This is a genomic window from Legionella cherrii (assembly GCF_900635815.1).
In the GTDB taxonomy this organism is placed as follows: domain Bacteria; phylum Pseudomonadota; class Gammaproteobacteria; order Legionellales; family Legionellaceae; genus Legionella; species Legionella cherrii.
In genome coordinates this window covers 1534588-1550363 of sequence record NZ_LR134173.1, presented here as the reverse complement: position 1 = coordinate 1550363, position 15776 = coordinate 1534588, and the positions used below count along the sequence as shown (strand labels likewise).

Sequence of the window (15776 nt, the reverse complement as noted above, 5' to 3'; positions counted from 1 at the left end):
GGGAAGAGTAAAAGCTCTACCTTGCTGTTTTATTTCATCCATTTGTCTTTATCCAAAAAGAACAGCTTTATAATCTTACCTACCTTAATATGCCCAAGTGACCTCAGGATCAGGAAACAATAAGAATTCATTAATGCCATGAAGTTCAATATGCATCTTCAAACCCTTTAAGTTAGCTAAGGTTCGTTCCAAATTATATCGTACCAATTCAAATGATATTTGAGAAACAGCTCTATTTTTCTTATATAGTTCCTCAATGGTGGGAAAATAACCGTACTCTAGATAGAACTTGAGAGGATTTGTAAATCTAGTGAACGTTCCCTCTTGATTTTGTAGTCTCATGTTGTTTTTTTCTTGCATGGCAGGCTCAATTTTTACTGCAGCATTTTCAAAAGTGACTTGCCGATATGCGTAGATAGATAGATGGCTAGGATTGCTTGGAATACTGGATTCTATGTAGAACCCTCTTTCAGTTTTCTTTGTTTCCACCAAGCTACTACCCAAGGAAAAGTATATAGCCACCAACGGATTGTATGACCAATCTATCAAAGCGGTCTTAAATTGGTAATGCTGTGGCAGTGTTTCATCAAAACCAGTTACTTCCTCTAAATAAGAAGGTTTTTGTAGTATTTTTCCGTGCTCATCCCACCTATATGGAAGTCCCATACAAATATATTGAAAAAAACGAACAAAAGTATCCTCCTGAGCCCAATAATCTTTTGGAAATATTGAAAGTAGTCTGCTATCGTTGATATTTTTCCCGTCTTTTTTTGATAAATAAACAGTATGTAATGCAAAATTATAGTGCATTAGGTGCATTATATAATTAAAAACTCTAGAAATAATTTGCTCAGGGATACCTTGCCCCCAAAACTTTATAACTTGATTGACCTCTTTAGAAGAGCGCCACTGCTTTGAGATTTCTTTTGAGGGAAAAATGTCAGCATGCTTTTTTAAGATATCATTTCTAAATGCACTTGGCTCTAAACGATATAAACCACTGGAATGGCCGCGAAAAATAAAATCTTTCTGCTGCAAACTGGATAATTCAGAAATGAGTTCTTCAGAACAGTGAAGAGTTTTATTTATCACGATTTGACCTAGAGACAGGTACCAAAATTGGTACCAAATAAATTTATTAGAAAATTAAATTTTGCGTAACTCATTGATTTAACTGGTCGGGACGGAAGGATTTGAACCTTCGACCACTAGCACCCCATGCTAGTACGCTACCAGGCTGCGCTACGCCCCGATTAGGTGGGAAATGATAGCGAAGTCTGGGGAAAATAACAAGGGTTTATCAGTTTATCGTTTTCTTTGTAGCCTGGATTGTGCGCCGCGATGCTCTGAGGTACTCCGTCCCCGGATTACGCTTCGCTAATCCGGGCTACAAAGCGCTTTGGCTTCATTTATTGTTGCGGAATGATTCGCTTTGAACTTTCTGAAAGAGTAAACGCACAGGCATCAATTCCTGCGGTACACAACATTTGCTTTTCTTCTTTAGCCCAATAGGCTCCATAAGGTTTGACGATTTGATTCACTGAGGGTGATAAGTGAATGGTCATCCAGAGGTAGGTGCCCTTCTCTTTTGGATTTGGCCAATGATAATAGCAAACCAGATTATTGTTTGGGTTTATCAGCGCTTGCATGAATCCTACATCATCCGGCGCCTTCCATTCTTGATAATCCATTTGCCAATGTAATGTCCCGATTTGGAATGCTTCAGCGTTGTATTGATGTTTTACAACTTCTGCTGCGGGCGGACAAAAGTGGAGTTCTGGAGTTTTTTCTTCTTGTCCTTTGTCTACCCACACCCTATTCATTAACTCTTGAATTGATCCGTGGTAATAGCTGCCAACAGCAATACCTAATATAAAGATGATAAGGATGAATAAACTATTTTTTAAAAATGAGTACACGTCCTGGCTCCTGCTACCCAACTCCTCAAGTCTGTAATGAATACCCGAGGAGCAGGCTTATTTTTATAATAATGTTTTAATCTTATGGGCTTCAAATTTAGAATGTGAAATTTGAATGTATTGCTTGCAGCTCAATAGCTCGGCATATTGCAAGGCAGCTACTGCATTATTCAAAAGCTCTTTTGCCACATCAGAAGAGTCTTGCATAATTAAATAAGCTGCAGAACTCATTTGTACTGAAGCCATATAGAGTTTATTAATGCAGACTTTTTTCTCTTGGTTGTCCGCCAAAGAGACAATCACTCGAGAAAGCTCATAGCACTGATTAGCTAAAAATTCTTTGCTTGGCCCGGACTGCACATTCATACTGAATACAGGTAAAGTTAAAATTAAGGCTGTTTTTAAAGTCATTTTAAACATAGGGATACTCCTGTAAGTTGCCGAATAAACCTGCTTCGCTTCACGCAATCCTGATGCATGAAGAATAAGTTCTAATCTGAGAAAGAACTCCTGTTAAACCCTAGCGATGCCAATAACTTATAGAACAAAAAGTAACCTGGATCCAATTTCCAGGTTACATTAAGTCATTGATCCTGGTGCTTAACCGTTTGCTGCCTGATTTAAGCAAAAGCATTAATTCCTGTAATATGTTTTCCTAGTACTAGCGTATGGACATTGTCCGTACCCTCGTAGGTAAAGACTGATTCTAAATTAAGCATGTGACGAATCACATGGTACTCAAGGCTGATACCATTTGCTCCTAATAGATTCCTGCATTTTCGCGCAATATTCAATGCTTCTCGACAGGCATTGCCTTTAGCAAGAGAAATCATCACCGGATTCTCGCGATGATTATCTTTTATTCGGCCTATCTGTAAATTAAGACATTGTGCCTTAATAATTTCAGTATACATATCTGCCAGGTCTTTTTGAATAAGCTGGAATGATGCTAAAGGTTTATCAAATTGCTTACGCTCTAACAGGTAATCTCGAGTTATATCGAAACAGGCCATTGCAGCCCCCATCACGCCCCAGGCAATGCCATACCGCGCCTGGCTTAAGCAACTTAAAGGCGCACCCAAACCTTTGTCACTTCCAGGAAGATAATTTTCATCGGGAACAAAAACATCATCAAACACCAACTCCCCAGTATTTGAAGCCCGTAGTGACATTTTTAATTTGATTTCAGGGCGACGTAATCCTTCAGAGTGAGCATCCACAATAAAGCCACGGATCCCCTCTTCGGTTTTTGCCCAAACAATCGCGATATCAGCGATGGGTGAATTGGTGATCCACATTTTAGCACCATTCAAAGTCCAGCCGCCCTTCACTTTCTTCGCCGTGGTTCTCATCCCAGCCGGATCTGAACCAAAATCAGGTTCAGTCAAACCAAAACAACCGATAATCTCACCCGCAGCCATCCCGGGTAAAAAACGTAGGCGTTGCTCTTCAGAACCATAACGAAAAATAGGATACATGCATAAAGAACTTTGCACGGAAACAAAACTACGTAAGCCGCTATCACCGCGCTCTAACTCCTGGCAAACTAAACCGTACGCAACATAAGACGCTTCAGCACCACCGTATTCTGCGGGCAAAGTCAAACCCAATAACCCCAATTCGGCGGATTTTTTAATAAGCTCTCGTGGAAATTGAGCGTGTTCAAAAGACTCAGCCATCAAAGGCATTACATCATTGCTGACGAAACGCGCGACGCTATCGCGTATCATGCGCTCATCACCATTCAACTGCTCATCAAGAAACAACAAGTCGTCCACTTTCTTTCTCCCTTTTATCTGACTGTAACGCAATCACGGCTTCAATAATACTTTCTTTACTGGGTAATAAATATTGCCAGGCATTACCCAAGGGAATAAAGCAATCTTTACCGGTAATTCGCTTGATTTTTAAACTCGTTGAGGCCTCTTCTAATAACAAAGTCATCAAGCCCTCACTGACCGAACCACTTTGTCGGCCCTCATCTACAATTAATACATTTTTCGCTTTGGCGATTTCTTTCAAAATCCCTTCGACAGGTAAGGGACTAAGCCATCGTAAGTCGACTATTTTTACGGAAATATGATGTTCTTCCTGCAGGACCTTTGCAGCTTGTCGTGATAAATAATAACCATTAGCATAGGTTAAGATAACCGTGGTCCCCTCTCCATAGACACCCACCTCCCCTGGCGCAATCACCGTATCAGGCGCAGGATAATTAAAAAGCCACCCATTATCCCCCGGTTCATGCAAGTCTTTCGTCATGTATAACGCGATTGGCTCTAAAAAGACGATGACCCTACCTTCCTCATAAGCCATACGTACACAAGTACGTAACATTTTTGCAGCGTCTGGGCCATTTGAAGGGCAGGCAACGATCACTCCGGGTAGATCGCGGAGTACGGCAATGGAGTTATCATTATGGAAATGGCCCCCAAATCCTTTCTGATAAGCCAGCGACGCAATACGCAGAACCATGGGATTTTGATATTGACCACTGGAGAAAAAGGATAAGGTGGAGGCTTCCCCGCGCAGCTGATCTTCGGCATTATGCAAATAAGCCAAAAACTGAATTTCTGGAACCGGGATAAATCCATTGTGAGCCAAGCCAATGGCGGTACCTAAAATCGTAGTCTCATCCAAAAGGGTATCAAATACTCGCCGTTGTCCAAACCGCGCCTGTAAATCCGCAGTGACTCGATATACGCCCCCTTTTTTACCTACATCTTCACCAAATACCAACAGGTTGGGGTATTGCATCATTAAATCAGTCAAAGCAAAATTAATTTGTTGGCATAAATTTCGTTTCTGGGCTAATTGCGGGAACGCATTGGCAAAAACTTGGGTTCGTTGCTCCTCACTGGGAAGAGGAAGTGCTGGCTTTTTAGCTACCGAAGGGATTAGCGACGACATCACTGCATCAGCACTGGAGAGTTTAGGCTGCCTTATTGCGTCGACCGCTTTGGCTTGGATCAAATCTTTATTACTTTGATAAAGGCTCAGCATGTCCGCAATACTCATCCAGCCTTCGCGATAGAGAATGCCTGCCGTATGCAGCAAAGGATCCTGGGCCTCTCTGGCTTCTATTTCTTCTGGGGTACAATATTGGGATTCAATATCGGAACCTGCATGCCCTAGCAAACGCACACAGCGCATATGCAAAAAAACCGGCTGCTTTTTTACACGTGCCAAATATTCTGCTTCTTGTGCCGCGGCATAAGCATCAGCGAGATTCAAACCATCACACGCAATATAATGCAAACCAGGTCGAGCACTGACGGAACGTTCTATCCAGCCTGAGGGGGTGGGCACAGAAATTCCTATGCCATTGTCTTCACAAATAAATACAATGGGTAAAGGATAATTTTGCTGTGCAATCCATGAGCAAGAATTCAAGGTAGCTTGTGCCGATGCATGGTTGGTCGAGGCATCACCAAACGTGCAAATGATCACCGAATCCGGATGTAAATTGCTGGGGGTATTTAATTCTTTTGCACGAGTAATCGATAAGGCAGCGCCCAGGGCTTTGGGTAAATGCGATGCAATAGTTGAGGTTTGTGGCGGAATATTTAAAGGAACACTTCCAAAAACTTTATGGCGTCCTCCTGAAATGGGATCGGTTGCTGCGGCAACCAAAGACAGTAAAATATCCCTAACCCCATCAGTGCCCTCTATTTTTTTAGCACGTTGTAAGTAAAAGGCGCCACTCCGATAATGCAAAAATGCCATATCATCGGGACGAAAAACCTGTCCCCAAACCGCATTTCCTTCATGTCCACTGCTGCCTATGGTATAAAAAGACAACCCTTTTTCCTTAAGCTGCCTGGCGATCAAATCAAGGAGACGGGATTTGATTTGCGAATCAAAAAGCTCTATGGCAGTTTTCTTATCCAATTCCGCCGTTTCTGGACTCATTATACTATTGGGTTTTGGAAAGTCTGCTTGTTGGACTCGATTTATAAATTGCTCATCAACTACAATAGTCCTGTCTAACATCACTACATCCTGTTTGAGTTATTTTCTAATAGAAGATGATGAGTATATACCGATTCAAAATGAACAGGAAGAATGAGTTTGTATTAGTCCCCTACTCCCTTTCCCGAGAACGGGAGAGGGTAAATTTTTTTGTTCGCTTTCGAGCGCCACTCAACAAACAAAACGCAAGCTGATCAATTCTGGATATTATTGTTTAAATAATCTACACTTTTCGTAAGAATCCACTAAGAGGGCTTCATAATGAAATGGATTATTCTGTTAGGAAGTATGGCTTTGATGGTTGGATGTTGTTGTAACACGGTATACTACACACCAGCATATGCACCAGCAGTGGTCACCTATAAACCTGTAGTATCCTACAGACCCGTTGTTGTTCGGCCTGCTGTTACACCGGTTGTACAACCCGTAACCGTTTATTCTTATCCTGTCGGTCCTCTGGATGTAACGACAACTACAATTGATTTTTATTGATCTAAACCACTGCAACCTGGGTGAAAGCAAAAGCAGTAACCCAGGATTTGCAGCAGCGACAGGTGATTAGCTTGTCCCACTGAATTATTCTTCTTCATCCTTGGCAGAGTAACCACAACCATCTTGTGGGCAAAGAATTTGTCGACCAAATTTTTTGCTTTCTTTTACCGTTAAAATCGGCCAATTGCATTTGGGACACGGTTGGTTGATCGGTTCATTCCATAAAGCATAATCGCATTTAGGATAATTGCCACAAGAATAGAAAATTTTGCCCTTTCTTGATTTACGCTGCAAAATTTTTGCTTCATGACACTTGGGACATTCCACACCCGTATCAGCTGGTTTTTCTATAGGCTCCATGTGCTTGCATTGAGGATAATTACTGCAACCAATAAAGCGGCCATAACGCCCATTTTTTATGTGTAATGGACTGGAGCACACAGGACAAGCTCTTCCCTCAACCACTTCGGGTTCATTTTTTTCGTGCTCTTGGCCGGCAATATCCTGCGTGTAATCACATTCCGGATAACCTGTGCATCCAATAAATCGTCCTCGTTTACCCAATCTTATGGACAGTGGCTTTCCGCATTTAGGACATTGTTGATCCAAAACTTCCGTAGTGACATCTTTACGCTGTACCTGTTGATCCGTAGTTTCTATTTGTTGTACAAAAGGTTTCCAGAACTCTTCTAAAACGGGAATCCATTCTTTTTCACCACGCGAAATCGCATCTAATGTGTCCTCAAGCTCAGCGGTAAATTTATAGTCTACGTAACGCGTAAAATAACCAGTCAGGAAACGATTCACAATACGGCCAACATCGGTTGGGAAGAATCTTTTCTTATCTACAATCACGTATTCACGCTGTTGTAAGGTATGAATAATGGACGCATAGGTTGATGGGCGGCCAATATCGTATTCTTCTAATGCCTTAACTAAAGTTGCTTCAGAATATCTTGGAGGCGGCTCAGTGAAATGTTGATTGGCCTGGATGTCTTGTACCTTAACCTTTTCACCAACAACGAATGCCGGGAGTAATGAACCTTCACCTTCATCGTCTTTGGTATCATCACGACCTTCTTCGTATACAGAGAGGAAGCCAGGAAAAGTGATGGTAGAACCATTCGCACGAAAGATGTTCCCTTCCCCACAATTTAAATCCACAGCAACCGTATCAAGGATTGCATCGGCCATTTGGCAAGCTACTGTTCGTTTCCAGATAAGACTATAGAGTTTGTATTGATCCGCGGTCAAAGCCGATTGCACCATTTCAGGCGTACGCTTAATCGATGTGGGTCGAATCGCCTCATGGGCTTCTTGAGCATTTTTGGATTTGGTTTTATAAATTCTTGGACTTGAAGGACAATTGTCGGCACCATAGCGCTCTGTAATAAACTGTCGGGTTTCCTCTATTGCTTCCGTCGATAAATTTACCGAATCGGTACGCATATACGAGATAAGACCCACTGTTCCTGTCCCGATATCTATCCCTTCATACAATTGTTGGGCGACCATCATTGATTTTCGCGCAGTAAAACCTAATTTTCGTGCTGCTTCTTGTTGCAAGGTTGAGGTAATAAACGGAGGTGAAGGCTTACGCTTACGTTGCTTTTTCTCAATTTGGCTGACCTGTAAATATCCTTGTGCCTCACGCAGCAAATGTTCTTTGATTTGTTGTGCCTGATCTTCTTTATTTACGGTAAATTGTTGTAATTTTTCATTTTTGAAGTGCGTCAACCGGGCTTCAAAAGACACCTTAGTATGAAGGCATTGAGCCAAAATCTTCCAATACTCTTGAGGTACAAAACGCTCAATTTCTTCTTCTCGCTCGACAATAAGCCGCAGTGCCGGGCTTTGTACTCGACCCGCTGACAGTCCTCTTCTGACTTTTTTCCATAACAGCGGAGACAAATTAAAACCCACTAAATAGTCTAACGCGCGTCGTGCTTGTTGGGCATTTACCAAATCCATAGAAATTGAACGGGGATGATTGATTGCATCCTGAATTGCTGATTTGGTGATTTCATTGAAAAAAATCCGATGAATCGGTTTATCCTTGGTTAGATTTTTTTCTTTCATTAATTCATAAATATGCCAAGAAATGGCCTCGCCTTCGCGATCAGGGTCCGTTGCCAGTAATAAGGAATCTGATTTTTTCAGCATTTTTGCAATGGTTTCGATATGTCTTGAGTTCTTCTCAATCGGAACATAAGTCATAGCAAAGTGTTGATCGGGATTAACCGATCCTTTGCGTGCTGGCAAATCACGAACATGTCCATAAGAGGCAACAACCTCATAGTCACTGCCCAAATATTTTTGAATCGTCTTCGCTTTGGCGGGTGACTCAACGATCACCAAATGTTTACTCATAGTAACGTTAACCTTATCCTTTTCACTTCATCCTTAAGCCACCAAATATCCCCTATTGCAGAAAAAAATGGGGGATTGGTGCTGAATATGAAATAGCAACAACTTCTAGTAGTATAGGAATAGATGATCTTTTAATGTAATGTCAATTGATCTTCTGATTGATAAAGAACTAAATCAAGAAAAGCCAATTGTTCTTCATTCAAAGTACTGGCTAAAGTATTTCTAATTGTCCATTTAGTTTCTTGAAGCGTCACGATTCGCGAGTCAGAAAATTGCAATTGATTCATAATCATTTCAAATGATTCTTCATTAAGAATTTTCCATTGTTTCATACGAATGAGAAATTGATAACTGGCTTTAGTCAATTTCATTTGCTCTTCGTAAGTAAATACTCGCATTGATGTTTGTTGTTGTAACTTCAAATACAAAACTTGTTCTTCCGAAGCCAAACTCTCTTCATCGTTCAGTTCCGTTGCATCCTGATCAGCGGTTTTATGGCTTTTTTGCAGTTGGGTAAGACTTTGTTCAAATAAACTCAATAACATTTCAAATAAGTTATCTTTCATATACTAACACCTCATATAGCCACCGGGCACAGATACAACAGCCCCATTTAATTCTAATTTTGCAAGCTCACTAGTGACTTGCTCAACGGTGCATCCACTACGTAAAATGATCTGATCAACAGTTGTCATTTCAAAGCCAATGAACTTTACTAGGTTTTTATTCCCGCTGGCAAGAGGTAAAATCGCTTTATCAGTTGTTTGCTGTTCTGAATCAATCCGCAACTCTTCAAGAACATCGGCAACTGAAGTGACTAATTTAGCTCCTTGCTGCAACAGGTAATGACACCCTCGAGCCAGGGGGTTATGAATGGAACCAGGAATTGCCAAAACATCTCGATTTTGTTCCAGGGCCATTCGTGCTGTGATTAAAGAACCACTCTTTATTGCTGACTCAACAACCAAAGTGCACAATGATAAACCACTTATTATACGATTTCTTCGTGGGAAATGTCCAGCAGTCGGAGGACTTTTTAGAGGAAATTCGCTCATTAATAGCCCGACTTGCTCAATTTTTTGCGCAAGTGACTGATGTCGGTAGGGATAAATCCGATCAATTCCGGTCCCTAAAACAGCTATTGTCTGTCCTCCGGCCTCCAAACATCCTTCATGAGCCTCAGCATCAATTCCTAAAGCTAAACCACTGACAATGGTCACTCCATGCGAGGCGATAGCTTTTGCAAATTGGCGGGCATTTTCTCTGCCAGTTATCGTTGGATTACGGCTGCCTACCACAGCTAATTTAGGTTGTTTTAAGCAGGCAAGCTGTCCTTTAACGTACAAAACGATAGGAGGATCGATAATTTCCTTCAATAAGGCGGGATAGTCAGGCGAATCCCAAGTCAGTATATGATGCGTATCAGCAGCCTCTAGCCAGCTGAGATCTTCTTGAATCAAATGCAAATCAAAACCCGCTATGGTTTGTGCCAAAGTAGGAGATAGTCCCGCATCTTCAAGCTCTTTTGCTGAGAGTTGGAACATTTGTTGCAGATCAGGCCAGCGTTTTTGCAATGTTGCAACCGTACGCGGCCCCACTCTTTCCATTCGATTTAATGCGAGGTAGTAGGATAAATTATTCATGGATTAGTCACAAAGTTTGATAAATAAACAGCGCGAGTAGAACGAACGATTAAGGCAAAACTGGTTTTAGTAAATACGCGAAACACCATAAGTTCGCCAATACGCTCAGGCGGTAATTTGATAGGAAACAGTTTATTTCTAGGGTCACTGACAGTACCTGAATCTCTATAGATTCCCAGTACATCTCCTGCTTCCAATCCTTCACGTGCTCCCAAACTGATTACTACCACACCACCCACTGCCTCCTGGACATTCCCATTGGGCATCCCATCAGGCATATCAATAATAAATCCCCGCACGAGAAATCGAGGCGCTTTAGGTTCAAAAAGTAAATTAAACTCAGGACTATCATTGATTAAAACACTGTCTTGAACTTTAATCCCTTCATTAATACTGGTTAATAAAATGGTGGCAGGTTCTCCTCCCGCAACTAACTCAGCATACCCTACTAAATCTGCTCGATATCCCAAGAGCTCCCTGGTTTTGGGATGCTCATAATTTTTTCCCCCTCTAAAAATAGAATAAGCGGGAATACCCCCAGTAGGTAATTCTCGAGAAGGATGCAGCCCTTGAACCCAAGCTTGATCGCCTTGGCCACCCATCATATGTTCCCCTACTAAAGCAACAATATAAGGAGCGCGACTGAGGACATCCTGATCCAAAATCAGGGATTCATTTAAAAAAGGCTTGATTTCATTTAGGGGAATTGGCGGCACCGGGTCCTCTAAGGGCATAGGACGGGCTTTAGGTGATAATTTGATAGTGCCGTTCGAGAGTACTTTGAGGTAAGGTTTATTTTCGTAATAGGCTAAAACCAGAACCGCTCCAGGATACAATCGATTGGGATTTTTTATTTTAGGGTTGGCATGCCAAAGCTCTTTCCATTCCCAGGGATTATGCAGATAACGACTGGCGATGCTCCATAAAGTATCCCCATGTTGAACCACATAACGCTCAGGAGCATCTGTGCGTAAGCTTAGAGCATAATTCAATGTAGAAAAGAAAAAGAAGATTATAAAGAGAATAAATCTCATCAGAGTCAATCCTTTGTTGGAATATCTTGCGTGATTCGACCGCTCATCAAGACTTTTAGATCCCACGTAGCCTATTACGATCTTGCAGCATTGCAATATATGGAGGATAATATAACATGATTTTTACGCAGAGAACCAGATAAACGATGGCTATTCATACGATTCTATATTTACCTGATGCTCGATTAAGAGATGTAGCAAAACCTGTTGTTCATTTTGATGATAAATTGCAAACGTTAATTGACGACATGTTTGAGACCATGTATGACGCCCGTGGTGTTGGACTTGCTGCACCGCAAATTGGGGTGAGCTTACGTTTATCAGTGATTGATATTGAAGGGGATAAGCAGAATCAAATCGTGATTATCAACCCTGAAATCGTTGCCTCTGAGGGTGCAAAAAAATTTGAAGAAGGCTGTCTTTCTGTTCCTGGAGCTTATGATACCGTGACCCGCGCAGAAAAAGTTACCGTAACTGCCTTGGACCGAAATGGAAAACCTTTTGAAATTAAGGCCGATGGCCTGCTCGCTGAATGTTTGCAACATGAAATTGATCATATGAATGGCAAGTTATTTATCGATCTGCTTTCTCCATTAAAAAAAGCCATGGCCCGCAAAAAACTTGAAAAGTTCAAACGCCAACACGCACGAAAATAATTTGCTGCACTGTTTACTAGGCATTCTCAAGATATGTCCTGTAAAAAAACAAAAATATAAAAATCCAGGTGGACGGTTACGGCCGTTCCTCCATACTGAGTGCCCCTTTACCTTGAGTACTTACCATGAGTCAACTGAACATTATTTTTGCTGGAACCCCAGAATTTGGCTTGCCTTGTCTTGATGCCTTACTGCATTCTAAACATCATATTCAAGCCATTTATACTCAACCCGATCGACCTGCCGGACGTGGTCGCAAACTTCAGGCCTCGGCAGTAAAAGAATGGGCTTTGACGCAAAATATTCCCGTTTATCAACCCCTGAATTTTAAAAACCCTGAGGCAATATCTGAGCTCGCCGCATTAAAACCCGATGTCATGATTGTTATTGCCTACGGGTTAATTCTGCCTAAAGCAGTTCTTGATATTCCACGCTTAGGTTGTATTAATGTGCATGCATCTTTGTTACCTCGATGGCGTGGTGCCTCTCCAATTCAATCGGCAATTCTTCACGGTGATACTGAAACTGGGGGTAACTATAATGCAAATGGATGTGGGTATGGACACCGGAGCAATGCTTCGTAAAGTAAGTTGTTCCCTCAGTGCATCAGAAACCGCACAAAGTTTACATGACAAGTTAGCCCAGATCTCCGCTCAGCCTTTATTGCAAACTTTGGACGAATTAGCCAACCAAACCATTCAACCTGAAATTCAAAATAATGAATTAGCGACCTATGCGCACAAAATTAATAAAGAAGATGCATGCATCAACTGGCAGCACTCTGCAATAGAAATTGATCGACTCATTCGCGCATTCAATCCCTGGCCAATCGCTTATACAACCTTTGAGCATGAAATTTTACGGATTCACCAAGCGCAAATTGTTGCGTTGCAAGCGCAACAAGCTCCAGGTACAGTAGTTCACCTTGATAAAAAGGGCATGTTAGTTGCGACAGGCGACCAAGGGTTGCTTATAGAAAAAATTCAGTTCCCTGGAGGTAAAGTAATTTCTATAGCCGATTGGTTAAATTCCTCTAAGTCACAAGCGCGCGTAGGATATGTGTTTTAATGAACAAAAATGAACGATTGCATGCCTTAAAAATTTTAACACGCTTGCTCGCTGAAAAATCATCCTTATCCCAACTAATGTCGGCAACTGAAGTTTCCCCCATGACCAAAGAAATCTGCTTTGGCTTTTGCCGCCATTATTTACGTTTGCAAGCCATTGCAGAGTGTTTGCTGCAGAAAAGACCCAAAGAACTCGAAATTTGGGTGGCATTACTGATAGGTCTTTATCAATTACACTTCATGCAGCAACCTGATTACGCGGTAGTTAAAGAAACTGTTGCTTTGCTCGAAAAAATCAAAAAACCTTGGGCTAAAGGTTTGGTTAATGCCGTATTGCGCAACTTCTGTCGTCAACAAAAAGAAATCATCAGCCGTTTGAGCAAAGATCCTTTGTTTCAACATGGCCAACCCCAATGGCTAGTAGAGCGCTTGCAAGTGGATTGGCCGAATGACTGGCAAGCAATAGCTCAAGCAAATGACGCACATCCTCCTATGACCTTACGAGTGAACCTCCAAAAAAATTCGGTTCAAGAATACCTGCAGATTTTAAACCGTGCAGGGATTGCTGCCGAACCCCATCCTGTAGCACCTGAAGGAATTACTTTAAACACACCCTGTGATGTACATCAATTACCCGCTTTTGCAGAAGGAAGCGTCTCGGTTCAAGATGGCGCAGCACAATTGGCAGCTTCTCTATTGTCTTTAAAACCAGGATTACGTCTTCTTGACGCCTGTTGCGCACCTGGAGGTAAGACGTGTCATATTTTAGAAAAGGAGCCCAACCTGGCGGCATGTATTGCTTTGGATGTGGATAGCAAACGATTAAAACGTGTTCAAGAGAACTTGAACCGGCTTAATTTACAGGCAACTTTAGTTCAGGGAGATGCTTTAACTCCTTCTTCGTGGTGGGATGGGCAGCTCTTTGACCGCATTTTACTGGATGCGCCTTGTTCCGCCACAGGGGTTATCCGCCGTCACTCTGACATCAAATTATTACGCAATAACGAAGAAATTGTTACTATAACCAATCTACAGCGTGATATGCTGAATTGTTTATGGCCTTTGTTAGCCAAAGGTGGCTTACTGGTTTATGCAACCTGTTCCGTAATGTCGGTAGAAAATGAACAACAAATCGCAAATTTTGTTGCTGCTCACCCTGACTGCATCCAATTAAAAGAGCCGAGGACTTGGGGACATGCAACAGGTCATGGCCAACAAATTTTGCCAGGGGAACAAGGTATGGACGGATTTTTCTACTCAGTACTATTTAAGGATGAAAAATGACAATCAATTGGCCTTTAATTACTGTTTTGTTCTGCTTATCCATTCCCGGGGTGCTCATCGCAATAAAACGTTTAATCTTTTTTTTATTGCCTGATAACTCTGAAGCGTTGAAAAAACGAATAAGCTATTTTGCCATTTTGCAAACTTTATTGATGGTTTTTATCCTCAGTCTTGCCGGTGCGATGTTATCGCCTATGACCGGGTTACATGACGCCCTACTTGAAGGACTTTTACAAGGAACCACCCATGTAAAAGCATTACTTCCTATCATGTTGCCTACCGTATTGTATGCCTTTTTTGGGTTAATGGTGTTTTTAGTACTCTTTTATGGCTTGATTGCACGCCTCATCGATAAAAAAAATATGCAAATCATGGCCAATATTCGTACCGTTCTTGGTGTTGATGGCTGTGTTCTTTATGGCGGTGTGGTTGAGGAAGTCATTGGACGCTGGGGATTATTGAATCTTGCTACTTTTTTTGCCTTGCTGTTTACGAAACAATTTCCCAATTTGCTTATCTGGATTTCAATTTTTATTAGCGGCTTAATTTATGCAGTTAGCCAAATTCCAATTTACCTTGCTGCCGGTTGTACCCGAAGCCGCCGTTTCATTTACTCTATAATTATACTGAGTTTGTACCAATCCGTGCTTTTTGGATATCTATTTTGGAAGTATGGACTTATTGCTGCGATTTTGTCCCATATGTTATTTCATTTGGGATGGGCTGCATTGGAAAATGTAAAAAAATCGTAAAGCACTCCCCCCTTAATTTTGTCTTAACCTTCATCTTTTATCCTACAAGTGAATGTAATGAAAGTTAGGGGGGGTAGGATATGGCCACTTCAAGTAATGAATTTGCTGCATTAGTAAAGCAATTACATCAAACACCTAATGATCCTGTTTTGAAACAGGCTGTAGTGCAACATTTACCTAAAATGATGGCTTTAGCTCAAGATAACCCTATGGCTTTATACCATTTAGCTCATATTTATCCACCTACTTCTTCTCAATACAAACAAACCATGCGCCAAGCAGCTAACTTAGGGTGTACTAACGCGATGCTGGTTATGGTGCAAGTTTTAGGCAACTCAAATGATGCGAGCGATCTAAAAAAAGCAGCCCATTATATGAATATGATCAATAAATCGGGTGATCCTTACATTAAAGATCAGGCTCAATTGCTCTTAGATGAATATTCTGAGTTAGCAAAAACAATAAAAGAACAAGCGAAGCCTCATTTAACTTATGGACTCGCTCATCGTTTCTTCACGCCACAACGGGAAAAAGAAGAACCAATTGAACTCTTGGAAACGGTAGCGTATAACGCTTAACCTTAAAAA

14 protein-coding genes, 1 tRNA gene and 1 pseudogene are annotated in these 15776 nt (G+C 41.5%); 6 read left to right on the top strand and 10 right to left on the bottom strand.

The window, feature by feature from the left end:
- Window positions 1-84: 84 nt before the first annotated feature.
- From EL022_RS06720 to EL022_RS06695, 6 genes are all read right to left on the bottom strand, one after another.
- Complete coding sequence (locus tag EL022_RS06720; protein ID WP_028381129.1) at window positions 85-1092, bottom strand: FRG domain-containing protein; 1008 nt, start codon at window positions 1090-1092, stop codon at window positions 85-87.
- Window positions 1093-1175: 83 nt separating this feature from the next.
- Window positions 1176-1252, bottom strand: a tRNA-Pro gene (locus EL022_RS06715).
- 157 nt (window positions 1253-1409) lie between these two features.
- On the bottom strand, window positions 1410-1919 hold the full coding sequence (locus EL022_RS06710; protein ID WP_028381130.1) for a hypothetical protein: 510 nt from the start codon (window positions 1917-1919) through the stop codon (window positions 1410-1412).
- A 63-nt stretch (window positions 1920-1982) separates the two neighbouring features.
- The gene (locus EL022_RS06705; protein WP_028381131.1) at window positions 1983-2339 is read right to left on the bottom strand and encodes a hypothetical protein; all 357 of its coding nucleotides are present in this window, start codon (window positions 2337-2339) and stop codon (window positions 1983-1985) included.
- A gap of 200 nt (window positions 2340-2539) precedes the next feature.
- The gene (locus tag EL022_RS06700; RefSeq protein ID WP_028381132.1) at window positions 2540-3697 is read right to left on the bottom strand and encodes an acyl-CoA dehydrogenase family protein; all 1158 of its coding nucleotides are present in this window, start codon (window positions 3695-3697) and stop codon (window positions 2540-2542) included.
- Entirely contained in the window at window positions 3675-5912 is a 2238-nt protein-coding gene (locus EL022_RS06695; RefSeq protein ID WP_028381133.1) for a thiamine pyrophosphate-dependent enzyme, read from the bottom strand. Before EL022_RS06695 ends, EL022_RS06700 begins: the two co-directional genes overlap by 23 nt.
- Before the next feature lie 240 nt (window positions 5913-6152).
- Between EL022_RS06695 and EL022_RS06690 the strand changes: the two genes are divergently transcribed.
- Window positions 6153-6383: a hypothetical protein gene (locus EL022_RS06690; protein WP_028381134.1), complete on the top strand. Its 231-nt coding sequence runs from the start codon at window positions 6153-6155 to the stop codon at window positions 6381-6383.
- A gap of 84 nt (window positions 6384-6467) precedes the next feature.
- On the opposite strand, the gene topA is transcribed toward EL022_RS06690, so the two are convergent.
- The 4 genes from topA to EL022_RS06670 all read right to left on the bottom strand — a co-directional run bounded on the left by topA (window position 6468) and on the right by EL022_RS06670 (window position 11430).
- Entirely contained in the window at window positions 6468-8753 is a 2286-nt protein-coding gene (topA, locus tag EL022_RS06685) for a type I DNA topoisomerase (RefSeq protein ID WP_028381135.1), read from the bottom strand.
- A 131-nt stretch (window positions 8754-8884) separates the two neighbouring features.
- Complete coding sequence (locus EL022_RS06680) at window positions 8885-9319, bottom strand: DUF494 family protein (RefSeq protein ID WP_028381136.1); 435 nt, start codon at window positions 9317-9319, stop codon at window positions 8885-8887.
- A gap of 3 nt (window positions 9320-9322) precedes the next feature.
- A complete protein-coding gene (gene dprA, locus EL022_RS06675; protein ID WP_028381137.1) occupies window positions 9323-10396 on the bottom strand; it encodes a DNA-processing protein DprA in 1074 nt (357 codons plus the stop codon).
- Complete coding sequence (locus EL022_RS06670; protein WP_028381138.1) at window positions 10393-11430, bottom strand: LysM peptidoglycan-binding domain-containing protein; 1038 nt, start codon at window positions 11428-11430, stop codon at window positions 10393-10395. Before EL022_RS06670 ends, dprA begins: the two co-directional genes overlap by 4 nt.
- A gap of 146 nt (window positions 11431-11576) precedes the next feature.
- On the opposite strand from EL022_RS06670, the gene def reads away from it, so the two are divergent.
- The 5 genes and pseudogenes from def (at window position 11577) to EL022_RS06645 (ending at window position 15767) form a co-directional block, all read left to right on the top strand.
- Window positions 11577-12086 carry a peptide deformylase gene (gene def / locus EL022_RS06665; protein ID WP_028381139.1) on the top strand — a complete coding sequence of 170 codons (510 nt, stop codon included), beginning with the start codon at window positions 11577-11579 and terminating at the stop codon, window positions 12084-12086.
- 125 nt (window positions 12087-12211) lie between these two features.
- Window positions 12212-13154 (top strand): annotated as a pseudogene (gene fmt / locus EL022_RS06660) (methionyl-tRNA formyltransferase).
- Window positions 13154-14437, top strand: coding sequence for a 16S rRNA (cytosine(967)-C(5))-methyltransferase RsmB (rsmB, locus tag EL022_RS06655; protein ID WP_028381141.1), 1284 nt, complete (start codon window positions 13154-13156; stop codon window positions 14435-14437). The pseudogene fmt and the gene rsmB overlap by 1 nt, the downstream one beginning before the upstream one ends.
- On the top strand, window positions 14434-15189 hold the full coding sequence (locus EL022_RS06650) for a hypothetical protein (protein WP_028381142.1): 756 nt from the start codon (window positions 14434-14436) through the stop codon (window positions 15187-15189). The genes rsmB and EL022_RS06650 overlap by 4 nt, the downstream gene beginning before the upstream one ends.
- Window positions 15190-15269: 80 nt before the next feature.
- A complete protein-coding gene (locus EL022_RS06645) occupies window positions 15270-15767 on the top strand; it encodes a hypothetical protein (protein ID WP_028381143.1) in 498 nt (165 codons plus the stop codon).
- Window positions 15768-15776 lie beyond the last annotated feature (9 nt).

Excerpts from the sequence above, each read along its gene's own strand:
- EL022_RS06705 (WP_028381131.1), bottom strand. The coding sequence starts at position 2,339 with ATGTTTAAAATGACTTTAAAAACAGCCTTAATTTTAACTTTACCTGTA.
- EL022_RS06695 (WP_028381133.1), bottom strand. The coding sequence starts at position 5,912 with ATGTTAGACAGGACTATTGTAGTTGATGAGCAATTTATAAATCGAGTC.
- EL022_RS06690 (WP_028381134.1), top strand. The coding sequence starts at position 6,153 with ATGAAATGGATTATTCTGTTAGGAAGTATGGCTTTGATGGTTGGATGT.
- topA (WP_028381135.1), bottom strand. The coding sequence starts at position 8,753 with ATGAGTAAACATTTGGTGATCGTTGAGTCACCCGCCAAAGCGAAGACG.
- EL022_RS06680 (WP_028381136.1), bottom strand. The coding sequence starts at position 9,319 with ATGAAAGATAACTTATTTGAAATGTTATTGAGTTTATTTGAACAAAGT.
- dprA (WP_028381137.1), bottom strand. The coding sequence starts at position 10,396 with ATGAATAATTTATCCTACTACCTCGCATTAAATCGAATGGAAAGAGTG.
- EL022_RS06670 (WP_028381138.1), bottom strand. The coding sequence starts at position 11,430 with ATGAGATTTATTCTCTTTATAATCTTCTTTTTCTTTTCTACATTGAAT.
- def (WP_028381139.1), top strand. The coding sequence starts at position 11,577 with ATGGCTATTCATACGATTCTATATTTACCTGATGCTCGATTAAGAGAT.
- rsmB (WP_028381141.1), top strand. The coding sequence starts at position 13,154 with ATGAACAAAAATGAACGATTGCATGCCTTAAAAATTTTAACACGCTTG.
- EL022_RS06650 (WP_028381142.1), top strand. The coding sequence starts at position 14,434 with ATGACAATCAATTGGCCTTTAATTACTGTTTTGTTCTGCTTATCCATT.
- EL022_RS06645 (WP_028381143.1), top strand. The coding sequence starts at position 15,270 with ATGGCCACTTCAAGTAATGAATTTGCTGCATTAGTAAAGCAATTACAT.